Origin of the sequence: Thiomonas arsenitoxydans (genome assembly GCF_000253115.1) — a bacterium.
GTDB lineage: Bacteria > Pseudomonadota > Gammaproteobacteria > Burkholderiales > Burkholderiaceae_C > Thiomonas > Thiomonas arsenitoxydans.
In genome coordinates this window covers 1,044,917-1,066,036 of the sequence record NC_014145.1, presented here as the reverse complement: position 1 = coordinate 1,066,036, position 21,120 = coordinate 1,044,917, and the positions used below count along the sequence as shown (strand labels likewise).

The following is a 21,120-nucleotide window of genomic DNA, read 5'->3' as shown; positions in this document are numbered from 1 at the left end:
GACGGTCGCGCTCAAGGGTTGGAAGGGGAGACAGCCGCAACAGCCTGCGCCGTCGCGAGCTGCGCCAGCGGCTTGATCGGCTGCGTAGCGTCGAGCGTCAGATCGCCGATGGCTAGCCGCAATGCGGCGCGTTGCAGATTGACCTGCTGCTTGGCCATGATGAGATCCGCACGGGCCTTGTCGAGCTGTGCCTGCGCACCCTGCACTTCCACCAGCGTGCCCACGCCATCGGCATAGCGCTTGCTGACAATGCGCGCGGCTTCTTCCGACTGCTTCACCGCCAGCTCGCGAGTCTTGACCTGATTGGCGGCATCGACCGCCTTGCGATAACTGTCTTGCACCTGCATGCCGAGCTGGTTCTGTTCGCTCTGCAGTTTGGCCTGCAGTTCCATACGCTGGGCCACGGCCTGATCGACCGCGTTGCGCGTCACGCCGCCGTCGAAAATCGTCCAGTTGAGCTGTGCCCCCACGGTGTAGCTGCGCGATTCGAAGCCGAGGTTGGGGTCATTGGTATCGAAGCGCGCCATGGCGCCGACTTGCGGGTAACGGTCAGCGCGCGCCACCTCGATCTTGCCGCCCGCCGCGGCGATCTGGTGCTGCAGCGCCTGAATTTTCGGATTGCGCTCCATCGCCTGTCCGACCCACGCATTCGGGTCGCCCTCCGGCAGGGTCACCATGACTTCCGGCCCCAGGGTGATGGGCTGATTCAGCGGCACACCGAGCACCACATGCAGCGCGTCCATCGCCTGCGCTTCCATATCGGCGGCCTGATCCTGTTGCAGCTTCACGTCTTCCTGACGCACCTGCGCGGAAAGCAAATCGCTCTTGATCACCACGCCTTGCTTGAACAAGCTGTCCACCGTTTTCACCTGGCTTTGCGCCGCTTCCAGCGCCTTGCCCGCCACGCCCTTGAAGGCACGCGCGGTGTACACGCCGTCATACGCCTGCAGGGCGTGGTAGATGATCTGCTGCCTGGCCGCCTGATCACCGGCCTGCGCCGCCATCAGCATGGAGCGGGCCTGTTGCAGATACCCCTGCAGCTTGCCACCGGTGTAAATCGGCAACTCGGCCTGGATGCGGGTGTTGAAATTGTTGACCGAACCGGGGTAATTGAGCGAGTTGGGCGCCACACTCAGCACATTGGGGTTGGTCGGGTCGAACTGCCCAGCGCCGAAATCGTTGAACGTCGCTTGCCGCTGCGACAGCTTGATGCCGAAGGCATTGAGCGCATCGTTGGTGCGGGTCACCCCTGCCGACACGGTAATCTTGGGCATTTTGGCGCCCTCGGCCTGATTGATGCCGGCACGCGCCTGCGCCATCTGCGCCTGCACCCCCATCAGATCGGGGTTTTGCCTCAGCGCCACATCCACCGCCTGGCGGAAATCCAGCGTTTCAGCCTGCGCCGACGCCAAACTCCCCAGAACGTAAAGACAAGCACCTGCCAGCAACCCGACGCGCACGCGTCGAGGTATGGAATCCGTCATCATCCAGCTCCGCCAGAAAGAGGAAATCTAACCAAGGAATGCGTGTAACCGCCCCTGAAGCACCTACACCCTCAGGTGTATAGCCCCCACGCGGGGCAGACTGCTGCCGAGAATAGCCGCCCTGCTGGGCGAGGTCACGCGATATATACAGACCGGAGTATATCAATACTCATGGGGGTATATGATTTCCCGTTTTGCAGAGGGGCGATTTGTCGCCAAGGCGCGACAAATCTCTTTCCGACCTTTCCGACCTTTCCGACCTATCCGCGCTCAGGCCGCGCCCGGCTTGGCCTTGAGCGCCTGCGCACTTTCTTTCAGCGCGCGGTCGATGAAGGCGCCGTAAAAATCCGCCGTCGGCGCCCCGGTGATGCGCTCGCCGATCTCTTTGCCGCTGGGCCCGAAAAACAACACTGTCGGCGCAAGCCGGATGCCGAACTGCCGAGCCAGTTGGACGCCCGTCGTCGGCTTGCCATCGAATCCGGTGACCGGGGTGCGGCTGGTGATCTCGATCTGCTGCACCACATAGCCTTCTTTGGCCATGAACTGATACTGAGTGCGCCGCAGCTTTTCGCAGAACGGGCAATTGGGCAGACTGAACATGACGATGAGAGGCTGATCCTTTGCCGCGGCCTGAAGTGCGCTCTGCTGCAGGTTCTGCACCGGCGGCAGGGGCGTTTCCGCCCAAGCCGCGCCTGCCGTCAGGCTCAGCAAAAGCAGTGAAACAAAGCGCAGAAACTGTCGCCACTGTTGGCTTAATGCGACGAAGCCCTCGCGAAGATCGCACTGAGCGCCCCCAGGGCTGGACTGCACCCAGCCCGCCCCCCGTGGGGGGCAAGGAAACTTGGGGCCGCCCTGCGTTTCCTTGAGAGAAAACACCTTCACCTTTGACATACAGACACCTCGACTCCGAAGTCACGGGATAATGGGGGTATGTTATCCACAGCCCGATACCCAGCGGCAGCGTCGGTGATCCGTTTTTCCACCCTGCTGCTTACAGCTGCGGCGCTTCTCAGCGCCTGCTCTCCCGCACTCGACTGGCGCGATGTGCGACCGAAAGACATCAACATTCTGCTGACCTATCCCTGCAAGCCGGAGCAGATCGCGCAGGACGTGGAGCTGGCCGACCAGAAAATAAAAATGAGCATGACCGGCTGCGTGGCCGACAAAATGACCTTTGCGCTCGCCCACGCCCAGCTGCCCAACCCCGCGCTGGCCGCCCGGGCGCTGGCTCAGTTGCATCAGGCCGCAGTTGACAATGTGCATGGCAAGGTCACCTTCTCATCGCCCGACATTCCCAAAAATGCCACACCGGGTCTGCCAGACGGCCTGGATCTTCGCATCGACGGTCAGACGCCTGACGGCAAGCCGGTGCGAGAGCGGGTTTTGCTGTTCAGCCAGGGCAATAACGTCTATCAGGTCACCGCGTTTGCCCCCACAGACGACTTCAAGGATGAAGCGGCGCAAACTTTCGCCGGATCTGTGAATTTATCCCCCTCCCCCTGAAAACCAGCGACCTATCATGCAAAGCAGGTTCACTCGCCGGTAAGGTTCGTATGCCCGGTCTATTCATCATTGCCCACGCCCCGCTCGCCAGCGCCTTGAAAGAATGCGCCAGCCATGTGTACGCCGGATGTCCGCAAAAGTTGCTGGCTTTCGACGTGGCGCCCGACGCCGTGGTCGAAGACACGGCGCAGGCCGCCCTGCCCGCGCTGCGCCAGGCCGCGGCAGATGGCAGCGCCCTGGTGCTGGTCGACGTTTTCGGCGCCACGCCGAGCAATATCGCGCTGCGACTGTCCGAGCTGGCGGGCGACCTCAAGCTCAAGATCGTGGCCGGGGTGAACCTGCCCATGCTGCTGCGGTCGGTGTGCTATCAGGCTGAGTCGCTCGACGGTCTGGCCGCCCGCGCGACGGCTGGCGCCGTTCAGGGCGTGGTTCAGGTTTCCGCAGACGCCCCACAACAACAGTCCCTCCGCAGTCCTTCTCATGCCGCAACGCATCATTCAAGTCAGCAATAAGCTGGGTTTGCACGCCCGCGCATCGGCCAAGCTCACCAAGCTCGCGGGACAGTTTCCCTGCGACATTTTCATTTCCAAGGGCGCGCGTCGCGTCAACGCGAAAAGCATCATGGGGGTGATGATGCTGGCGGCGGGCATCGGCTCCACCGTCACGGTCGAAGCCGAAGGCGATCAGGCCGATATCGCCCTCGACGCAGTGCAGGCGCTGTTCGACGACAAGTTTGGCGAAGGCGAGTAAGCGCGGCGCAAGGCCTCGCAGCTTTACATATCTTCACCCCCGCGAGACTTGCGGGCAATCGCCGCCTCGCAAAATGGATTCATCGTCACTTCCTTCTCAAGGACCGCCATGAATCCTCAAACCTCTTCTCCTTCTATGTCCGCCAAGGTGTCGCGGCTGCGCCGCACTCTGGGCATGGTCAGTGCCGCAGTCGTCGTCGCCGTGGCCAGCCACGCCGCGCTGGCCAGCGCGCAAACCCCGCCGCCCGATGCCCCCATGCAGCACGGCGGCATGGGGGGAAAAATGGGCCATTGTGGCCCCGGCAAACATGGCGAACGCGGCATGGAGCGCATGCTCTCCAAAGCTGGCGTCAGCCCGGAGCAAAGTGAAAAAATGCGCGCGCTGCAAAAACAATCCTGGGAAAAAGCCCGTCCGGAAATGGAGCAAATGCGCGGTCTGATGCAGCAGCGCATGAAGCTGCTGGCCGCGCCGCAGATCGATCGCGGTGCACTGGAAGCTTTGCGCGACAAGCAGATGGCCCTGGCCAACCAGCTCTCGCGCAACCGCACACAGACGCAGTACGAAATGGCGCAAATCCTCACCCCCGAGCAACGCGCCAAGCTCTACGCCATGATGGAGCACCGCATGGATCGCATGGAACATCGTCACGGCCACGGCATGGGCCCTGGCATGATGCAATAAGGTTTCTTCACAGAGGGGCGCAGGCCGCTTGCCGCGGCCTGTCTGTTTTTACTGAAACTTTGTTTTGCTCAACGGGATTTCCCATGACCCCGCAAACCCGCACCTCCCCTAGCCAGCTGCTGCTGGTTGAAGACGACCTCCGGCTGGCCCAACAGGTCAGCGACTTCCTGCAGAGCGCCGGCTGGCAGGTGACGCATGCGGCCAATGCCGCGCAGGCCGAGGGCGAACTCAACCCGCGGCGCGGTGACGCACTGGGTTTCGACGCGCTCGTACTCGACCTCATGCTGCCCGACGGTGACGGCCTCGACATCTGCCGCCGCCTGCGCACGCACAGCGATCTGCCCGTGCTCATGCTGACGGCGCGCGGCGACCCGTTCGACCGCGTGGTCGGGCTGGAGATCGGCGCCGACGACTATCTCACCAAACCGTTCGAGCCGCGCGAGTTGCTGGCGCGGCTGCGCGCCATTACCCGCCGCCGCGCGGGCAGTCTGTCTCCGCGCGATCCGCAGGCCGAACAAATCCTGCGCTTCGGGCGACTCGATATCGACCCTGCCGCCCGTCAGGCACGCATCGATGGAGAAGACCGGCCGATGACGGCCTACCAGTTCGATCTGCTGCAAGTGCTCGCGCGCCATCCGGGCCGGGTGCTGACGCGCGAGTTCCTGCTGGGCGCCGTCAAGGGGGAATCGCTCGAAGCCTTCGACCGCTCCATCGACGTGCATATCAGCCGCATCCGCGCCGCGATCGAAGACGATCCGCGCCACCCCCGCCGCATTCTCACCCTGCGCGGCGCGGGTTATGTGTTCACCAAATCGCAGGACGGCATCTGAATATGGCCTCGGCTTCACCCATGCCGCCCGACGCGCCCAGGCAGGCCAAACTCTGGAAGCGGCTGTGGATCGCCCTGATTCTGGCGCTGCTGGTGCAGGCGCTCGTTTCCGCCCTGGTGTTTCACTGGGTGTTCGAGATGGATCCGCAGCGGGCCCAGTTCCGGCGCGAAGTCTTCCGCGCCTTCATGCTGCAACACGGCATCGGCCCGCCCTCGCCCTGGCGGCATCTGCTGATGTCGCCCTTCTTCGGCACCGTGGTCACCGCCATTCTGCTCAGCCTGGTCACTTACCCCATCATGCGGCGGCTGACCCGGCGGCTGGAAAATCTCCAGCAGGGCGTGCGAGCCTGGGGCGGCGGCGACCTGAGCGCGCGCGTGCCCGTGCAAGGCCGCGACGAAGTGGCGCAACTCGCGCAGAGCTTCAACACCGCCGCCGGGCGAATTGAATCGCTGATGCAGAGCCACAAATCGCTGCTGGCCTACACCTCGCACGAACTGCGCACCCCGCTCACGCGGCTGCGTCTCAGCCTGGAAACGCTGTCCACCCCCGTGCCCGCCGCTGCGCGCGATGTCGCCGCGCGGGCTGCCAAGCACGATCTCGCCGAGCTCGATGCGCTGATCGACGACATCCTGCTCTCCAGCCGACTCGATGCCGCGACCGGACAAACCCTGCAACTCGAAGAACTGGACCTGCTCGCCCTACTGGCCGAAGAAGCCGCACGTTTCGACGTTGAAGTGCACGGCGACTGGATCACCCTGCAAGGCGACGAACGCCTGCTGCGCCGCGCCGTGCGCAACCTGCTCGACAACGCCCAGCGCCACGCGCCGGGCGCCGCGCCGCAAGTCAGCCTGACCGCGGTGCAGGGCGGCGGCATCATCCGCGTCTGCGACCAGGGGCCAGGCATTCCCCCGGCCGATGCGCAGCGCATTTTCGAGCCTTTCGAGCGCTTGTCCGGGCGCGGCGAAGGCACCGGGCTGGGCCTGGCCCTGGTGCGCCGCATCGCCCGCCAGCATGGTGGCGATGCCCGCTGCCTGCCCCGCGCTGGCGGCGGCACCTGCTTCGAAATCTGGCTCGGACGCAAGCCCTGAGCGCGGCGCCGCCGTTGCCGCCGCGCGCAAGACTGGCGCAATACTTGCTTGGCCCGTGCCTGCCTTCAGAACCTCCCATTGGAGCGACCGAAAGCTCCGGTTTTTTTAATACCATGCGTGACCGGACGCGAAATGTCGCAGCAAAACAGGGGCTATTCGTTCTGCTTCGAGAGCATCCTGGGCCGCCTGCCATCGCTGGCGAACATCAAAACATCGCAGTTCACACCTCTTAAGGAAAAAATCATGACGTTCACTCTTCGCAAGCTCGCATCGCCGCGCCGTCTGGGCGCGCTGGCGGGTTCCGTGGCGCTGTGCGCGGTTTTCTGCGCCAGCGCATCTGCAACCCCCATCGCCCTGCCGCAGAAATACAAGGAACAAGGCCACCTGACCATCGCTGCCGACGCCACCTATGCGCCGATGGAATTCATCGCCAAGGACGGCAAGACCGTCGTCGGCGCCGACGTCGATCTGGGCAAGGCCATCGCCAAGAAGCTCGGCGTGAAGGCCGATTTCATCAACGCCAGTTTCGACAGCATCATTCCGGCACTGCAGTCGGGCAAGTACGACATGAGCATGTCGTCCTTCACCATCACCAAGAAGCGTGAAGAAGTCGTCGACTTCGTCAGCTATATGACGGCGGGCACCTCGTTCTACGTCAAGGGCAAGGGCGGCCCCAAGGTCAATGGGCTGGCCGATCTGTGCGGCATGTCCGTGGCCGTGGAAAAAGGCACGACCCAGGCCGCAGACGCCGCCAAGCAGAGCCAAGAATGCGTGGCCGCCGGCAAGAAGGCCGTGACGGTGTCGGTGTTCCCCGACCAGAACGGCGCCAACCTCGCCATCGTCAGCGGCCGCGCACAAGTGGGCATGGCCGACTCGCCGGTGGCGGCCTGGATCGTTGAGGAGTCTCGCGGCCAGTTCAAGCTGACCGGCGAGTCCTACAACTCCGCGCCCTATGGCATTGCGATTCCGAAGAACAGCGGCCTGGCCGAGCCGGTATTGCAAGCCCTCAAGGAAGTGATCGCCAGCGGCGAATACGCCAAGATCCTGCACAAATGGGGCATCACCCAGGGCGGCATCAAAGACCCCGCCATCAACCCGGCCGTGCAGTAAGCACCCTCGCAGCCAAGCTATGTAGTCGACCTGATAAGACTTGGTGCCCTGCGCCCGGGCGGCAAAAGAAGCCAACCTGGGGCAGGGCTGCAACCGTATCGGCGCTTGCTCGTCCTGGGTCTTCCTCTCTTATCCCCATCAGTTTAGGAATCGAATGATGATTCGCGTTCTCCGAGGCTTCGCCTCTCTCCGCTGCGGCTTGGCCGCCCTTAGCGCAATCGCAATCGGCATGACCCTGGCCTCTTCGGCTGCGGCGGCCACGATCGCCCTGCCCGCCAAGTACAAGCAGCAAGGCGAATTGACCTTTGCCTTCAATGCCGCCTACGCGCCCATGGAGTTCATCGCCAATGACGGCAAGACCATGATCGGCCTCGACATCGATCTGGCCAACGCCATTGCAAAAAAACTGGGCGTCAAGGCCAAGTTTGTCCAAGCTGGTTTTGACACCATCATTCCTGGGCTGCAATCGGACAGGTATGACTTGAGCATGTCGTCTTTCACCATCACCAAAAAGCGCGAGGAGGTGATGGACTTCGTCAGTTATTTCACTGCTGGCACCTCCTTTTACGTCAAGGCCAAGGGTGGCCCCGCGGTTGCCTCGTTGGGAGATTTGTGCGGACTGAGCGTGGCTGTGACCAAGGGCACGATTCAATCCGAAGACGCCACCAAGCAGAACCAGGAATGCAAGGCTGCGGGCAAGAAAGGCGTGGACGTGCAGTTCTATCCCGACCAAAACGCCGCCAGCCTGGCTATGGACAGCGGCCGCGCGCAAGTGTGCATGGCCGACTCTCCGGTGGCGGCGTGGATCGTCAAGGAATCGCGCGGCAAGTTCAAGCTTTCGGGTGTGCCCTACAACTCCGCGCCCTACGGCATTGTCATTCCCAAGAACAGCGGCCTGGCCGAGCCGGTGCTGCAGGCGGTCAAGGCGGTCATGGCCGATGGCGAGTACACCAAAATCCTGAAAAAGTGGGGCGCTGAGCAGGGTGCGATCACCACGCCTGAAATCAACCCTGCCGTGCAGTAAGTTCAATCCCCCGCTGTGACCGCGCGCCACAGCGGGTCGCCTGATCGGTTCCATTCCATGCGACCTGACGACATTCAAGCCATCCCGGCCCGACATCCCGGCCGCTGGGTGGCCGCCGCCGCTGTTTTTGTGCTTCTCCTAGCCACGGCCTACTCATTGACGACCAACCCGCGCTTCGAGTGGTCGGTCGTCGGTGAATATTTCTTCTCTGTGCGCATCCTGCACGGTTTGCTGCTCACTCTCGAACTCACCGTGATTTCGATGGTCATCGGCGTGGCGCTGGGCGTGCTGCTGGCGGTCATGCGCCTTTCGCACAACCCGATGGTCTCGAAGGCGAGCTGGTTCTACATCTGGCTGTTCCGCGGTACCCCGGTGCTGGTGCAGATTCTGTTCTGGTTCAACATCACCGCGCTCTACCCCAATATCGGCTTTGGCTCCTGGAGTTTCGATGCCAACAACCTGATCACCCCCTTCGTCGCCGCCATTCTGGCGCTAGGCCTCAACGAAGGCGCTTACATGGCCGAGATCGTGCGCGCGGGCATTCTGTCGGTGGACGAAGGCCAGAGCGAGGCCGGGGCCGCCCTGGGCATGTCGCGGTTGCAGATCATGCGACGCGTGGTGCTGCCGCAAGCCATGCGGGTCATCGTGCCGCCCACCGGCAACGAGGCGATCTCGATGCTCAAGACCACCTCGCTGGTCAGCGTGATCGCCGTGAGCGATTTGCTGTATTCGGCGCAACTCATCTACTCCGTGAACTACCGCACCATTCCGCTGCTGCTGGTGGCCAGCATCTGGTACCTGATCGTGACCACGTTGCTGTCGATCGGGCAGTTCTACATCGAACGCCATTTCGGCCGCAGCGCCACCCGTCAACTGGCCCCCACGCCATTGCAGCGTCTGCGCCAGCTCGCCTTCGGACGGGGAGCAAACAACGAGGGTGCCCAATGAACCAGCCCATGGTCAAGGCCGAAGGCGTGCACAAACGCTTCGGCTCCGTCGAGGTGCTCAAGGGCATTTCGATGGAGGTCGCGCGTGGCGAAGTGGTCTGCCTGTTGGGTGCATCGGGCTCGGGCAAATCCACTTTTCTGCGCTGCATCAACCACCTGGAAAAAATCGATGCCGGCCGTCTGCTGGTCGATGGCGAGTTGGTCGGCTATCGCCAGATCGGCGAACGGCTGCACGAGTTGCACGACCGCGACATCTGCCGCCACCGCGCCGAAGTCGGCATGGTGTTTCAGCGCTTCAATCTGTTCGGCCACATGACCGCGCTGGAGAACATCATCGAAGCGCCCATGCTCGTGCGCAAAATGCCCAAGGCGCAAGCCACCGAGCGTGCCCGCGAGCTGCTCGCCCGCGTCGGGCTGGCCGATCGCGGCAGCGCCTATCCCAACCAGCTCTCGGGCGGCCAGCAGCAGCGCGTCGCCATCGCCCGTGCGCTGGCCATGAGCCCCAAGCTCATGCTGTTCGACGAACCGACCTCCGCACTCGACCCCGAACTGGTCGGCGAAGTGCTCGACGTCATGAAATCGCTCGCGCGCGACGGCATGACCATGGTGGTCGTCACCCACGAAATGGGCTTTGCCCGCGAAGTGGCCGACCGCGTGGTGATGATGCACCAGGGAAAAATCATCGAATCGGCGCCGCCGGAGCAGTTTTTCGGCGCGCCGCAGCACGAGCGCACGCGGCAGTTCCTGTCCAAGATTCTCTGAGGTCATTGCCCAATTGCATTTGGCCCCAGAGGCATTAGCATCGTTTCCGTTTGTAACAACACAGCCACGGAGATCGATCATGACTCGCAGCCCCACCTCCCCCGCTCGCCGCCGCGTTCTTGCGCTCGCTGGCGGCGCCGCTTTGCTCTCCCCTCTTGCCCTGCGCCCTGCGTTTGCGGCCGAGTACCTCACCATCGCCACCGGCGGCACCAGCGGCGTGTACTACCCGCTGGGCGTTGCGCTCTCTCAGATCTACACCAAGGCTATACCTGCGGCCAAGAGTTCAGTCCAGGCGACCAAGGGTTCGGTGGAAAACCTCAATCTGCTTGAAGCAGGCCGCGCCGAGCTGGGTTTCTCGCTGGGCGATTCGCTGTCGGACGCCTGGAAAGGAGAGGCCGACGCCGGGTTCAAAGTCCCGCTGAAAAAACTGCGCACCCTGGCGGCGATCTATTCCAACTATGTGCAGATCGTGGCGCGCGAAGATTCGGGCATCAAAACCTTGGCCGATCTGAAAGGCAAGAGTATTTCGGTGGGCGCACCCAAGAGCGGCACCGAACTCAACGCTCGCGCCTTGATCAAGGCTGCCGGGCTGAGCTACAAAGATTTTTCCAAGGTGGAATACCTGCCTTTCGGTGAGTCGGTGGAACTGATGAAAAACCGCCAGCTCGACGCCACGCTGCAATCGGCAGGGCTGGGCGTGTCTTCGTTGCGTGATCTGGCTGCGTCTCAAAAAATCGTGGTGGTTCCCGTGCCTGCCGACATCATCGCCAAGGTGGGCGATCCGGCCTATCAAAGCGGGGTCATTCCGGCAAACACTTATGAAGGCCAGACCTCCGCGGTGCCGACGGCGCGCATCCAGAACTTCCTCGTCACCCGCGAAGGGCTGAGCGAAGAGATGGTCTATCAGATGACCAAGGCGATGTTCACCCACCTGCCCGAACTCGTGGCGGGGCATGCCGCGGCCAAAGGCATCAGCCTCAAGGACGCGCCGCTGAACTCGCCCGTGCCGCTGCACCCCGGCGCGGCCAAGTACTACCGCGAAGCGGGTGTGTTGAAGTAAACCCCAGCAAGGCTTTTTCGCCTCGGCCCGCCTGCATGGGCCGTCTCATCCATCGTGTGGCGCCGCCACGAGCGGCCTTCACGCGCCTCGGATTCCAGCCATGAGCACCACCGCCGACGACCTGATCCACACCTCCTCCGAGCCGCACGCCGACAGCGGCCACCAGCGCAGCTTATCCGGCCTTGCCCAGCGCAGCGTCATGGCCGCGGCGCTGGCGTTTTCGGCCTATCAGCTCGTCGTAGCCGCCTTCCACCCGCTGTCGAGCCTGGTGATGCGCTCGCTGCATGTGGGCTTTCTGATGTTGCTGGTGTTCTGGGTCGTGCCGGCGCTCAAGCGCGGGAGCTGGATGCACCGCATTCCGTGGTTCGACTGGTTGCTGGGCGCAGCCGCTTTCGGGCTCGGGCTGTATCACTGGTTTTTCGAAGCCGACCTGATTCAGCGCAGCGGCGACCCGACGCTGTCAGACCTCTGGGTCGGCGCCGCGGTGGTGGTGTTGCTGTTCGAGGCGGCCCGGCGCAGCCTGGGCTTGGCGCTGCCGCTGGTATGCGCGGCCTTTTTGCTCTACGGCCTGTTCGGCCAGTACCTGCCTGATGCCATCAGCCACCGCGGCTACGGGCTCGACCAGATCATCGGTCAGCTCTATCTCGGCACCGAGGGCATCTACGGCATTCCCACCCTGGTGTCGGCGACCTACATCTTTCTGTTCATTCTGTTCGGCGCGTTTCTCGAACATGCCGGCATGATCCGGCTGTTCAACGCCCTGGCGCTGGGGCTGGTGGGCAAGGCGCGCGGCGGCCCGGCCAAGGTGGCCGTCATCTCTTCCGGATTGATGGGCACCATCTCCGGCTCCGGCGTGGCCAATGTGCTCACGGTAGGCCAGTTCACCATTCCGCTGATGAAGCGCTTCGGCTACTCGCCGGTGTTCGCCGGGGCGGTGGAAGCTACGGCCAGCATGGGCGGGCAGATCATGCCGCCAGTCATGGGCGCGGTGGCCTTCATCATGGCCGAAACCCTCAATGTGCCGTATGCCGACATCGTCAAGGCCGCCATCATTCCGGCCGCGCTCTACTACCTCACCGCGTTCTGGATGGTGCATCTGGAGGCGGGGCGCAAGAAATTGCTCGGCCTGCCTGCCGACCAGATTCCCAACTCCTGGAAGGCGCTGAAGGAAAACTGGCATCTGGCCCTGCCGCTGGCCGCGTTGGTGTGGATGCTGTTCCACGGCTTCACCCCGATGTTCGCCGGCATGATGGGGCTGTCGCTCACCGCCATTTTGCTGCTGGGCGCCGCCATCGCCGCGCGAATTTCGCATACGGCGTTCCGCATGGTGTTCTGGTTTGCCTGCGGTCTGGGCGCGGCGGCGTTTCTGCAGTTCGGCATCTTGCCGGTGTTGGGGGTCATTGCGGCGCTGGTCGCCATCAACTTGGTGGTCAAGGGCGGACGTCAGACGCTGCGCGTTTTGCGCGACAGCCTGATCGACGGCGCCCGGCAAGCCCTGCCCGTGGGCATCGCCTGCGCCATCGTCGGCGTGATCGTCGGTGTGCTCACCCTCACCGGCGCGGCCACGAGCTTTGCCGGGTTCATCGTGGACATCGGCGCGCACAGCCTGCTGCTCTCGCTGCTGCTCACCATGGCGGTCTGTCTGGTTTTGGGCATGGGCATTCCCACTATCCCGAACTACATCATCACCAGTTCGATTGCCGCGCCCGCCCTGCTCAAGCTGGGCGTGCCGCTCATCGTCAGCCACATGTTCGTGTTCTATTTCGGCATCATGGCCGACCTCACGCCGCCCGTGGCGCTGGCCGCGTTCGCCGCAGCCTCTGTGGCCAAGGCTTCGCCGATGCGCATTGGCTTCAAGGCCACGCAGATCGCGTTGGCGGGCTTCGTTGTGCCGTATATGGCGGTGTACGACCCGCAGCTCATGCTGCAAGGCGACTGGACCTGGCTGGGTGTGGCCTATGTGACGGCCAAGGCCATTTTGGCCATTGTGCTGTGGGGCGCGGTGGCCGTGGGTTATCTGCGCGGACCGATGTCGGTACTTGAACGCCTGCTGGCGTTCTGCGCCGCCGCCTTGCTGATCACTGCGCTGCCGATGACCGACGAGGCCGGGTTCGCCTTGGCGGCCATCGTGCTGCTCTGGCATAGCCTGCGCGCACGCGGACTGGCCGCACAGGCGGCGAGCTGAAAGATCAAAGCTTTTTCTGCCAGAACTGGGCCCGGCCAAAGGCCGGGTCGAGCGCATAGGTCTCGAAACCGAAACGGCGATAACTCGCAATGGCTGACGCGTTGCCGTCGAGCACTTCCAGCGTGAGCTTTCCGCAGCCCCGAAGACGCGCCACGTCTTCCACCCGCTGCAGCAGGCGGCGGGACAGACCCTGGCCGCGGTAGTCGGGCTCGACGTACACGTCATGCACGTTCATCAGGGGCCGAGCCATGAAGGTGGAAAAGCCCTCGAAGCAGTTGATGAGCGCAACGGGTGTGGCGCCGTCGAACGCGAGGACGCCAAAATAATCGGCGCGTTCGCGCAGTCGCTGCACCAGCACGGCCTTGACCTCGGGAGCGAGGTCTTCGCCGCCGCCCATCGGATCGCGGGCGTAGCGGGAAATGAGTTCCAGCAGCGCGTGGGCATGCTCAGGAAGGGACAAATCGACATCGACAAGGGTGATCACGCTGCACATCTCCAATGAAAACGGGGCGCCTTCGAGACGCCCCGTGTTGGCAGAAATGGTAGCGCGAGGCCGGTTCAGCTTATTTTTTGATGTCGCCGCAAGCCACGTATTTCTTCATGTCCTGCGCGCTTTCATGCACGTTGATGGCCATGGGCTCCTTGAACAGATCGTCCATGCTCACGGACGGCAGCTTGGTGACCGACTTGCCGTCCACCACGTTTTCCAGCGGATACTTGGGAACCGGGTTGAGGTTGGCGCAGGTGCCGGGGTGGATATGGTCGGGCTGCGCCACGCCTTTGGGCCCGCCCTTGATATGGACGGTGACTTCGATGCCCTTGCCCATGGGCTTGATCAGGGCGTAGCCGGTTTCACCGGAATTGTTCTGGGCGGCAAGCTCGATCTTCAGTTCGTGCGGCATGGTGGAGGCAAGGGCCGGTGCGGCAGCAAAGCCGAGCAGGGCCAGGGAGAGTGCAAGTTTGTGCATGGTGAACTCCAGGGAAAAGGGCATTGATCAGGGAAAACACCGCGCGCTCTGCGGCGCAAAAGTGCTTTGCGAAGCTTAATGAGCCGCGCATCTCCATGCTGGCCCGTCTGGTATTGCGTGGCGCAGGGTGTTTTGCGCCGCCGCGCCGCCGTTACCATCGCCGCATGGCTCTTCAACTGTTCGGAATTCCGGTTTCTCGCGGCATGGCCATTGGGCGTGCCGTCATCCTCGCTTCGGCCCGGCTGGACGTGGCGCATTACTTCGTCGACCCCGGCACGGAAGAGGCGGAAATTGAGCGCCTGCGCGCCGCGCGCCGTGCCGTGCGCGCCGAACTCGACACCCTCAAGGCCGATCTGCCCGCTGATGCCCCAGCCGAAATGGCCGCCTTCATCGATGTGCACAAAATGCTGCTCGATGATCGGCAGATGGCGCTCGACACCATCACCTGGATACGCCAGCGCCGCTACAACGCCGAGTGGGCGCTCACCGCCCAGCTCGACGTCATTTCGCGCAATTTCGAGGAAATGGACGACACCTATCTGCGCGAGCGCATCGCCGACGTCGAGCAGGTGGTCGAACGCGTGCTGCGCGCCCTTCGCGGCAGCGCGGGGCTGGCCCGCTCGGCCAGCGGCAATGGCGATCTGGTGCTCATCGCCCACGACATCGCCCCGGCCGACATGCTGCAGTTCAAGACCGGGGTATTCCGCGGCTTCGTCACCGATGTGGGCGGCAAGACTTCGCATACGGCCATCGTCGCTCGCAGTCTGGATATTCCCGCCGTGGTGGGCGCGCGCTCGGCCGGCAGCCTGATCCGCCAGGACGATCTGGTCATCATCGACGGCGACAGCGGGCTGCTCATCGTCGATCCGTCACCCGTCATCCTCGAAGACTACCGCCTTCGCCAGCAGGAATCGCAGCTCGCCCGCGAACGGCTCAAGCGCCTGAAATTCACCCCGGCGCGTACTCTCAACGCCGAGCCGGTGGAGTTGCTCGCCAATATCGAGCAGCCCGAAGACTGCGCGCCCGCGCTTGAAGCCGGTGCGATGGGGGTAGGCCTGTTCCGCACGGAATTCCTGTTCATGAATCGTGGCGACCATCTGCCCGGCGAAGACGAGCAGTACGCCGCGTACAGCCGCGTGATGCAGGCCATGCAGGGCAAGCCCGTCACCATCCGCACCATCGATATCGGCTCGGACAAACCGCTCGACGCCGAAGACTATCGCGACGGCGAGTTCACCCACCTCAACCCGGCGCTGGGGCTGCGCGCCATTCGCTACAGCCTGTCCGACCCGGCGATGTTCCGCATGCAGTTGCGCGCCTTGCTGCGCGCCGCCGTGCTCGGGCCGCTGAAGGTGCTCATCCCCATGGTGGCGCACGCCAGCGAAATCCGCCAGACCCTTGCCGAACTCAACAAGGCCCGCGCCGAACTCGATGCCAAGGGCGTTTCATACGGCCCGGTGGAACTGGGCGCGATGATCGAAGTGCCGGGCGCCGCGTTGGCGCTACCCTTGTTCCTGCGGCATTTCGATTTTCTCTCGGTCGGCACCAACGACCTGGTGCAATACACCCTGGCCATCGACCGCGCGGATGAGAGCGTCTCCAACCTCTACGACCCGCTGCATCCCGCAGTGCTCAACCTGCTGGCGCAGATCATCACCCAGACCCGTGCTGCGGCCGCCTGGAAGGGCCGGCCGGTGGAAGTGAGCGTGTGCGGCGAAATGGCCGGCGACCCGAGCATGACCCGCCTGCTGCTGGGCATGGGCCTGCGCAGTTTTTCCATGCATCCGTCGCAGATCCTCGCGGTCAAGCAAGAAGTGCTGCGCGCCGACCCCGACAAACTCACGCCGCTGGTACAGACCGTGCTGTCGAGCTTCGAGCCCGAAGAACTGCAGGCGGCGCTCGCGGCGTTGGGCTAAAGACTTGCGGGAACCTGTCGAGCCAGGGCCAGTCTTCACCTGCAGACCTCCTGACGCCCTTCTCTCCGACCGATCCGTGCGCTTCGCCTCGCCTCATTTCCGCCTACGCCGCCTGCGCCACATCAGCCAGCAAGCCACCGTCTGCCTGCTCGGCGCCGCGCTATCTGGCGCGCCGGTCTGGGCGCAAGGCGCTGACACCCGCGCCCCCGGCTACGCCAGCAGCCTGCCGACCTTGGGCGACCCCGCGCAGGGCAGCCTGTCTTCGGTACAGGAAAAACGTCTGGGCGAAATCATCATGCGAGAAATGCGGCAGGAGCCCGACTACCTGCACGACAGCCTGCTGCGCGACTACCTCCAGGTCATCGTCGACCGCCTCACGCCCGCTGCCCGGCGCACCGCCGAGATGGAGGCGCCCGCGCACTTTCGCGTGTTTCTGCTGCGCGACCGCAGCTTCAACGCCTTTGCCCTGCCCGGTGGCTGGATCGGGGTGCACACCGGGCTGATCATCGACGCGCAATCGCACGATCAAGTGGCGGCCGTGTTCGCCCATGAAATGTCGCACATTACCCAGCGACACATCGCCCAGCGGCTGGCGCAGATGGGCCGTGACAGGCTGCTGAGCATCGGCTCGCTGCTGCTGGCCGTCGCCGCCGCGAGCGCGGGGCAGGACCAGGCTGCGCAAGGTCTGGCGATGGGCGGGCAGGCCGCAGCCATCGACAGAGCTCTGCGTTTTTCGCGCAGCAACGAGCGCGACGCCGACCGCACCGGCGAAGAGGTGCTGGCGGAATCGGGCTATCCACCGCAGGCCATGGCCAGCATGCTGCTACGGCTGCAAAACCTCTCCCGGCTCGACGACTCCGATGTGCTGGCCTTCCTGCAAACGCACCCGCTGACCAGCGAGCGCATCGCCGACGCCCAGGCACGCGGCGGCAACCATCCCCTGCCACCCGACCACGATCTGATGTTCTGGCTCATGCACGCCCGCGCCCGCGCGCTCACCCCAACCAAGCGCGACGCCATGCAGCACGAGGAAAAGCGTTTCAGCGCCGACAAAGCCGCCTTCCCCGCCCAGCAGGCCGCCATCGCCTACGGTCAGGCCGTGTTGCTGCAAAGGCTGGGCCGGTTCGACGCCGCCGCGGCGGCGCTCGCGCGGGCGCAAGCTGCGGCCGCCAACGCCCCGGCCGCCGAGCGTCTGCCCCTCGATCTGCTGCAGACCGAATTGCTGCTGGAGCATCAACCCGCGCAGGCCGCCGATGCAGCGCGTGCGCTTTGCCGCCAGTTTCCGCAGTCCACCGCCGCCCGGCATCTGTTGGCGCGCTGCCTGCTGGCTTTGCCCGATAAAAAATCGGCGCGCGAGTTTTTGCGCCAGCAGACCGTGGCGCATCCACAAGACATCGTGCTGTGGCAAGACCAGGCCCGCGCCGAGGCCGCCCTGGGCGCCTTTGCGGCGCAACATCGCGCCACGGCCGAGGCTTACGCCCTGGAAGGAAAAACCGAAGCGGCCATCGAACAACTGCACATTGCGCAGCGCACGCCGGGGGCGGATTACTTCGAGGCGTCGATCATCAACGCCCGTCTGCGCGCGCTCGAACAAGCGCACGCGCAGCAGGTGCAGATCGACAAGACGCTGCCGCAGTGAACGCTGCGCCGGAGCAATCGAATCTGCCGCGCAAGGATAATGCCACGCATGGCTGCGCCTTCACCGACATCCCCTGCCCCGACCTCCGTGTCTGACCGATTCCCGCTATCGCAATCGCTTGCCCTTGGCCTGCTGGGGCTGGCCATGTCGCTGCCGCTGATCTGGCCTTTCGATCCGGGTGTGGTGGCCAAGATGGGCACCACGCTGGTTGCCGCCGCGCTCTGGGCCGCCGTGTTTCTCGCCGCAGCCTGGAGCGGCCTGAGGCCGCGCTTCGGCCTGGCGGCGCTCGGCTTTGGCGTGGCCGCTGCCGTGGTCGGCCTGCAGACGCTCAGCGGGCAGCTCGCCTACGCCAGCCAGGGCGCCATCACCTTGGCGGTGTTGTTGAGCGCGGCGCTGATCGCCGGGCTGGGCAACGCCGCCGTGCGGCGCACCAGCCGCCCGGGCGCGGGTATGGACCCACACCCCTGGCTCGACGTGGCCGCGGCCGGACTGCTGCTGCAAGGGGTGATTCAGGTGGTGTTCGGACTGGTGCAGTTCGCCCTCTGGCAGATGCCGTCGCTGGCCTCCTGGCTGGCGGCGCATGCACCGCTGTACGCCGACCTCATCAGCTACCCCTCGACCGGGCGGGTGTTCGGCAATCTGCGGCAACCAAATCATTACGCCACCGCCGTCGCGCTCGGCCTGGCCGGGCTGGCCTGGTGGGCGCCGCGATTGCGCGTGAGCGTGGTCTGGGCCGCCGTCATCGGCATGAGCTGGGCGCTGGTGGTCTGCGGCTCGCGCACGGGCATGGTGCAGGCGGTCGTCGCCGCCATTCTGGTGATGATCGCGGTGCGCGGAGCCTGGCGCGACCCACGCTGGGCGGCGCTGGTGGCGGTGCCGGTGCTGTATGCGCTGTGGTGGTTGGCGTTGCGCGAAGCCGATCACCTCGGCTGGATCAGCTTTCTCGATGCCGTGACGCGCCAGCTCGACCAGCCCGTCAATGCCCGCGCGCTGATCTGGCGCAACGCGTGGCAGGTGTTCGAGCATCTGCCCTGGTTCGGCGCGGGCTGGGGGCAATTGGGCTGGGGGCTGCAACACGCGGCCATTCATCATGCCCTGCACCCACTGCCGCTGGACAATATCGACAACGCCCATGATCTCATTCTGCAACTGCTGGCGGAAACCGGGCTGGTAGGCACCCTGCCGATTGTGATCGTCGCCCTGGCCTGGCTGTGGCGCTCGGCACGGGGCTGGATGCAACAGGGCCGCGCCGCACCGAACGACGCCTCGCCCATCGCCCTCGCCGCCTGGATGGGCGTGGCGTTTCTGGGCCTGCACAGCTTGGTCGAATATCCCCTGTGGTATCTCTATTTCCTCTGGGTGTTTGCTTTTCTTGCAGGCTGGATGGACGGGTTCGGCCGCGGCGAAGCCGCCCCAGTGGCGCTGACGCTGCCCCGCCCTGCGGCACTGGCCGTGGGCGCACTGGCCGTTGCACTGGTCGCCAAGGCGGGCTACGACTACAACCTCACCAACACGGCGTACTCCGCAGATCGCGTGGCAGCCGGTGCGGCCATCCGGCAGGCTCAGCGCAGCGATCTGTTCTTCCGGCCGCTGATCGGCTTTGCCGTGGCCAGCAGCCTTCAGGTGCGCGCCGCCGACTCTCACGCCGAGCTGCTGCGCGAGCAGGCCGAGATCGACCGCGTCAGCCATGCCTACGGCGATCCCAATCTGCTGATCCGGCGCATTCTGTTGCTCAGCCGCCTCGGCCACGCGCAGCAGGCGCTGGCGCTGGCGCGCTACACCGCCAGTTCGTTCTGGCTGTATGCCCCCGGACTGGTCAAGCAGTTCCCTGCACAGGCCGCGCAGGCCGGTCTGTCTGCAGCGCAAACCGCGCCCTTGCTCGAAGCCTTGAAGCAAGCCCCCGTGCTGCGACGGGTTGTCGTACCGGTCAATCACTGAACTCACCTCCCGCTGCACGCGGGAGGTGTGCAGGATTTGTCACAACGATCATCGCGCCGCTTGTCGAGGTCTTTTGATGCGGCGCAAAATAGATACTTACTCTGACGATTTCCCATGCCTTCCTTCGCCCGCGTACAGTCGATGTTGACCCAACCCGCCTTTCGGGAGGGGGTGCGCGATATGCGCGCCGTGTCTCTAGGCATCGCCGCCTGGGGATTGGTAACGGGCGTCGCCATGGTGAAGTCGGGGCTCAGCGTGCAACTAGCGCTGGCCATCAGCCTGTTCGTGTTTGCGGGCAGCGCCCAGCTCGCCGCGCTGCCGCTAATCGCAGCCGGAGCGCCGCTCTGGCTGATTCTGGGCACCGCGTTTTGCGTCAATCTGCGTTTTGTCGTCTTCAGCGCGCAAATGCGCCCCTACTTCGAGCAAGTACCGCGGTGGCGCCGTCTGGCCTACGGCTACCTGATCGGCGACCTGAACCAGGTGCTGATGATCCGGCGCCACCCCCACCCCACCCACGATCCGCAGCAGACGCAATACTTTCTCGGCGTGTCGCTGACCAACTGGGTCGCCTGGCAGATTCCCTCACTGCTCGGCATTGCAATGGCACAGCACATTCCCGGCAGTTGGGGGCTGGCGTTTGCCGGCACGTTGGCGCTGCTGGGCATCGTGCTCTCGCTGCTGGCCGACCGCACGATAGCCGGGGTGATCATCGTCGCCTCGGCCTTGAGTGCGCTGCTGTTCTGGCTGCCGCTACGGCTCAATCTGGTGGCAGCCATCGTCGGTGCGCTGATCGTGGGCATGGCGTGGGAAGCCTGGAGCAGCCGCCAGCTCACCGCGAGCGCTGTGCTCGACGGCACCAAACCTTGAGAATCGAGCGGCCATGACCTTGTTCCAGCAGATCGCCCTCGTGGTCGGCATGACGGCCGTGACGGTGCTGAGCCGCAATCTGTTTTTGCTCTCGCGCAAAGCCATGCCCTTGCCCGCGCGCGTCAAGATCGCCCTGCGCTTCGCCCCGGCAGCAGCGCTGGCCGCCGTGGTGGCGCCCGAGTTGTTTTTACTTACCCCGCTCGGGCCGCCCTGGGTGAAACTGGGCGCCGCCGTCATTGCGGCGGGCTATTTTTTCGCACGCCGGGGCATTCTGGGCACCATACTCAGCGGCATGGTCGCCTATTGGGCTTTGAGCTGGATCAGCCACACCTGGGCTTGAGAACAACGGCGGGCAAGGTTTGCTTGCG

Annotated in this window: 21 protein-coding genes; 17 read left to right on the top strand and 4 right to left on the bottom strand. The window is 64.4% G+C overall.

Features of this window, described 5'->3' with window-relative positions; translation table 11 throughout:
• Positions 1–11: 11 nt before the first annotated feature.
• Both THI_RS04865 and THI_RS04860 read right to left on the bottom strand, forming a co-directional pair.
• On the bottom strand, positions 12–1,484 hold the full coding sequence (locus THI_RS04865; RefSeq protein ID WP_013105122.1) for a TolC family protein: 1,473 nt from the start codon (positions 1,482–1,484) through the stop codon (positions 12–14).
• Between the two features lie 270 nt (positions 1,485–1,754).
• Complete coding sequence (locus THI_RS04860; protein WP_013105121.1) at positions 1,755–2,375, bottom strand: thioredoxin family protein; 621 nt, start codon at positions 2,373–2,375, stop codon at positions 1,755–1,757.
• 75 nt (positions 2,376–2,450) lie between these two features.
• Here THI_RS04860 and THI_RS04855 point away from each other — a divergent pair, with 75 nt between their 5' ends.
• The 12 genes from THI_RS04855 (at position 2,451) to THI_RS04800 (ending at position 13,424) form a co-directional block, all read left to right on the top strand.
• The gene (locus THI_RS04855; RefSeq protein ID WP_231836396.1) at positions 2,451–2,987 is read left to right on the top strand and encodes a hypothetical protein; all 537 of its coding nucleotides are present in this window, start codon (positions 2,451–2,453) and stop codon (positions 2,985–2,987) included.
• 50 nt (positions 2,988–3,037) lie between these two features.
• A complete protein-coding gene (locus THI_RS04850) occupies positions 3,038–3,499 on the top strand; it encodes a PTS sugar transporter subunit IIA (protein WP_013105119.1) in 462 nt (153 codons plus the stop codon).
• Positions 3,468–3,737, top strand: coding sequence for an HPr family phosphocarrier protein (locus THI_RS04845; RefSeq protein ID WP_013105118.1), 270 nt, complete (start codon positions 3,468–3,470; stop codon positions 3,735–3,737). Before THI_RS04850 ends, THI_RS04845 begins: the two co-directional genes overlap by 32 nt.
• Positions 3,738–3,845: 108 nt before the next feature.
• Entirely contained in the window at positions 3,846–4,418 is a 573-nt protein-coding gene (locus tag THI_RS04840; RefSeq protein ID WP_041608907.1) for a Spy/CpxP family protein refolding chaperone, read from the top strand.
• Positions 4,419–4,501: 83 nt separating this feature from the next.
• Entirely contained in the window at positions 4,502–5,248 is a 747-nt protein-coding gene (locus THI_RS04835) for a response regulator (RefSeq protein ID WP_013105116.1), read from the top strand.
• 2 nt (positions 5,249–5,250) lie between these two features.
• Positions 5,251–6,336, top strand: a complete 1,086-nt coding sequence (locus tag THI_RS04830; protein ID WP_013105115.1) for a sensor histidine kinase — start codon at positions 5,251–5,253, stop codon at positions 6,334–6,336.
• Positions 6,337–6,579: 243 nt separating this feature from the next.
• Positions 6,580–7,446: an ABC transporter substrate-binding protein gene (locus THI_RS04825; protein WP_013105114.1), complete on the top strand. Its 867-nt coding sequence runs from the start codon at positions 6,580–6,582 to the stop codon at positions 7,444–7,446.
• A gap of 229 nt (positions 7,447–7,675) precedes the next feature.
• Positions 7,676–8,470, top strand: a complete 795-nt coding sequence (locus tag THI_RS04820; RefSeq protein WP_231836394.1) for an ABC transporter substrate-binding protein — start codon at positions 7,676–7,678, stop codon at positions 8,468–8,470.
• 57 nt (positions 8,471–8,527) lie between these two features.
• The gene (locus THI_RS04815) at positions 8,528–9,418 is read left to right on the top strand and encodes an amino acid ABC transporter permease (protein ID WP_231836392.1); all 891 of its coding nucleotides are present in this window, start codon (positions 8,528–8,530) and stop codon (positions 9,416–9,418) included.
• A complete protein-coding gene (locus THI_RS04810; protein ID WP_013105111.1) occupies positions 9,415–10,179 on the top strand; it encodes an amino acid ABC transporter ATP-binding protein in 765 nt (254 codons plus the stop codon). The genes THI_RS04815 and THI_RS04810 overlap by 4 nt, the downstream gene beginning before the upstream one ends.
• Before the next feature lie 79 nt (positions 10,180–10,258).
• Positions 10,259–11,239 (top strand): TAXI family TRAP transporter solute-binding subunit, encoded by a 981-nt coding sequence (locus tag THI_RS04805; protein ID WP_013105110.1) that lies wholly within the window; start codon positions 10,259–10,261, stop codon positions 11,237–11,239.
• Positions 11,240–11,339: 100 nt separating this feature from the next.
• Positions 11,340–13,424: a TRAP transporter permease gene (locus tag THI_RS04800; RefSeq protein WP_013105109.1), complete on the top strand. Its 2,085-nt coding sequence runs from the start codon at positions 11,340–11,342 to the stop codon at positions 13,422–13,424.
• A gap of 4 nt (positions 13,425–13,428) precedes the next feature.
• Here the strand turns inward: THI_RS04800 and THI_RS04795 are convergent, their stop codons facing one another.
• Positions 13,429–13,917: a GNAT family N-acetyltransferase gene (locus THI_RS04795; RefSeq protein ID WP_013105108.1), complete on the bottom strand. Its 489-nt coding sequence runs from the start codon at positions 13,915–13,917 to the stop codon at positions 13,429–13,431.
• 70 nt (positions 13,918–13,987) lie between these two features.
• Positions 13,988–14,392, bottom strand: coding sequence for a hypothetical protein (locus THI_RS04790; protein WP_141130519.1), 405 nt, complete (start codon positions 14,390–14,392; stop codon positions 13,988–13,990).
• A gap of 164 nt (positions 14,393–14,556) precedes the next feature.
• On the opposite strand from THI_RS04790, the gene ptsP reads away from it, so the two are divergent.
• From ptsP to THI_RS04765, 5 genes are all read left to right on the top strand, one after another.
• Positions 14,557–16,308: a phosphoenolpyruvate--protein phosphotransferase gene (gene ptsP, locus THI_RS04785; protein ID WP_013105106.1), complete on the top strand. Its 1,752-nt coding sequence runs from the start codon at positions 14,557–14,559 to the stop codon at positions 16,306–16,308.
• A 76-nt stretch (positions 16,309–16,384) separates the two neighbouring features.
• The gene (locus THI_RS04780) at positions 16,385–17,947 is read left to right on the top strand and encodes a M48 family metalloprotease (RefSeq protein ID WP_141130518.1); all 1,563 of its coding nucleotides are present in this window, start codon (positions 16,385–16,387) and stop codon (positions 17,945–17,947) included.
• 87 nt (positions 17,948–18,034) lie between these two features.
• Positions 18,035–19,885: an O-antigen ligase family protein gene (locus tag THI_RS04775; protein WP_013105104.1), complete on the top strand. Its 1,851-nt coding sequence runs from the start codon at positions 18,035–18,037 to the stop codon at positions 19,883–19,885.
• 114 nt (positions 19,886–19,999) lie between these two features.
• A complete protein-coding gene (locus THI_RS04770) occupies positions 20,000–20,752 on the top strand; it encodes an AzlC family ABC transporter permease (RefSeq protein ID WP_013105103.1) in 753 nt (250 codons plus the stop codon).
• 13 nt (positions 20,753–20,765) lie between these two features.
• Complete coding sequence (locus THI_RS04765; protein ID WP_013105102.1) at positions 20,766–21,092, top strand: AzlD domain-containing protein; 327 nt, start codon at positions 20,766–20,768, stop codon at positions 21,090–21,092.
• Positions 21,093–21,120 lie beyond the last annotated feature (28 nt).

What these genes read in the sequence shown, in the direction of transcription:
- THI_RS04865 (WP_013105122.1), bottom strand. Translation starts at nt 1,484, where the DNA reads ATGACGGATTCCATACCTCGACGCGTGCGCGTCGGGTTGCTGGCAGGT.
- THI_RS04860 (WP_013105121.1), bottom strand. Translation starts at nt 2,375, where the DNA reads ATGTCAAAGGTGAAGGTGTTTTCTCTCAAGGAAACGCAGGGCGGCCCC.
- THI_RS04850 (WP_013105119.1), top strand. Translation starts at nt 3,038, where the DNA reads ATGCCCGGTCTATTCATCATTGCCCACGCCCCGCTCGCCAGCGCCTTG.
- THI_RS04845 (WP_013105118.1), top strand. Translation starts at nt 3,468, where the DNA reads ATGCCGCAACGCATCATTCAAGTCAGCAATAAGCTGGGTTTGCACGCC.
- THI_RS04840 (WP_041608907.1), top strand. Translation starts at nt 3,846, where the DNA reads ATGAATCCTCAAACCTCTTCTCCTTCTATGTCCGCCAAGGTGTCGCGG.
- THI_RS04835 (WP_013105116.1), top strand. Translation starts at nt 4,502, where the DNA reads ATGACCCCGCAAACCCGCACCTCCCCTAGCCAGCTGCTGCTGGTTGAA.
- THI_RS04830 (WP_013105115.1), top strand. Translation starts at nt 5,251, where the DNA reads ATGGCCTCGGCTTCACCCATGCCGCCCGACGCGCCCAGGCAGGCCAAA.
- THI_RS04825 (WP_013105114.1), top strand. Translation starts at nt 6,580, where the DNA reads ATGACGTTCACTCTTCGCAAGCTCGCATCGCCGCGCCGTCTGGGCGCG.
- THI_RS04820 (WP_231836394.1), top strand. Translation starts at nt 7,676, where the DNA reads ATGACCCTGGCCTCTTCGGCTGCGGCGGCCACGATCGCCCTGCCCGCC.
- THI_RS04815 (WP_231836392.1), top strand. Translation starts at nt 8,528, where the DNA reads ATGCGACCTGACGACATTCAAGCCATCCCGGCCCGACATCCCGGCCGC.
- THI_RS04810 (WP_013105111.1), top strand. Translation starts at nt 9,415, where the DNA reads ATGAACCAGCCCATGGTCAAGGCCGAAGGCGTGCACAAACGCTTCGGC.
- THI_RS04805 (WP_013105110.1), top strand. Translation starts at nt 10,259, where the DNA reads ATGACTCGCAGCCCCACCTCCCCCGCTCGCCGCCGCGTTCTTGCGCTC.
- THI_RS04800 (WP_013105109.1), top strand. Translation starts at nt 11,340, where the DNA reads ATGAGCACCACCGCCGACGACCTGATCCACACCTCCTCCGAGCCGCAC.
- THI_RS04795 (WP_013105108.1), bottom strand. Translation starts at nt 13,917, where the DNA reads ATGTGCAGCGTGATCACCCTTGTCGATGTCGATTTGTCCCTTCCTGAG.
- THI_RS04790 (WP_141130519.1), bottom strand. Translation starts at nt 14,392, where the DNA reads ATGCACAAACTTGCACTCTCCCTGGCCCTGCTCGGCTTTGCTGCCGCA.
- ptsP (WP_013105106.1), top strand. Translation starts at nt 14,557, where the DNA reads ATGGCTCTTCAACTGTTCGGAATTCCGGTTTCTCGCGGCATGGCCATT.
- THI_RS04770 (WP_013105103.1), top strand. Translation starts at nt 20,000, where the DNA reads ATGCCTTCCTTCGCCCGCGTACAGTCGATGTTGACCCAACCCGCCTTT.
- THI_RS04765 (WP_013105102.1), top strand. Translation starts at nt 20,766, where the DNA reads ATGACCTTGTTCCAGCAGATCGCCCTCGTGGTCGGCATGACGGCCGTG.